At 66.3% G+C, this 1126-nt stretch carries 1 protein-coding gene; it reads left to right on the top strand.

From position 1 onward, the window contains the following. Nucleotides 1–125 precede the first annotated feature (125 nt). Nucleotides 126–1126 (top strand): glycosyltransferase (locus A5713_RS24500; protein WP_068098814.1); only part of this gene is annotated, 1001 nt, incomplete at its 3' end.

The raw sequence follows: 1126 nt of genomic DNA, 5'->3' as shown, positions 1-1126 counted from the left end.
CAAGCCTGCGGACAGCATCACCAAGACCGCCGAACTTCTGGAAAACTTCGCGCGCGTGGGACGGATTGGGTGAGGAGCCATACCCCCGACGTCGCCGGTGCACGGCAACTGCAAGGCTAGGACCCGTGACGAAATTCGTTCTCGCCGGGTATGGAACGCGCGGCGACATCGAGCCTTTGGCGGCTGTTGGCCGCGAGCTGGTGCGCCGAGGGCACGACGTGGCCATGGCGGTCCCGCCGGAATTGGTGGGCTTCGCCGAGTCCGCCGGGCTCGCGGCGGTCCCGTACGGCCCGGAACTGCATGATTTCCTCGACGAGGAGTTCCTTCGCAACATGTGGGCGGAGTTCTTCCGGAACATCTGGACGGTCCGCAGCCCGATCAGGTTGATGCGCAAGGTGTGGGAGCCCCTGATCCGGCATTGGGGCGAGGTGAACACCACGCTGACGTCGCTTGCGGCCGGCGCCGACCTGCTCTGCACCGGCCTGAATTTCGAGCAGGCCGCCGCCAACGTCGCCGAGTTCTACGGCATTCCGCTGGCGACACTGCATCACTTCCCGATGCGGGCCAACGGCCAGCTCGTTCCGCGCGTGCCGGCGCCGCTGTTCCGCTCCAGCATGAAGACGGTCGAGTGGTTGTTTTGGCGGTCGACGAAGCGAGTCGAGAACGCACAGCGCCGCGAACTCGGCCTGTCCGCGGCCACGAAACCCTCGCCGCGGCGGATCGCCGAACGCGGTTCGCTCGAGATTCAGGCCTATGACGAAGTCTGCTTTCCCGGCCTGGCCGCCGAATGGGCGAAGAAGTGGGGCGACCGACGGCCCTTTGTCGGTGCGCTGACGATGCAGTTGACCACGGACGCCGACGAGGACGTGGCGTCATGGATCGCCGGTGGCTCACCGCCGATCTGCTTCGGTTCAGGCAGCATCCCCCTCGAATCTCCTTCCGCCACAGTCGAGATGATCAGCTCGGCATCCGCGACCCTGGGCGAGCGGGCGCTGCTGTGTTTCGGCGGAACCGACTTCAGCGGAGTGCCGCATTCCGACCACGTCAAGGTGGTGGGCGTGGTGAATTACACGAAGATCTTCCCCGCCTGCCGGGCGGTGGTTCACCACGGCGGCTCGGGCACCAC

It is taken from the genome of Mycobacterium sp. E2497, assembly GCF_001668695.1.
GTDB lineage: Bacteria > Actinomycetota > Actinomycetes > Mycobacteriales > Mycobacteriaceae > Mycobacterium.
Note: the sequence above shows the minus strand (reverse complement) of the source record. Positions and strands in the feature narration are given on the sequence as shown.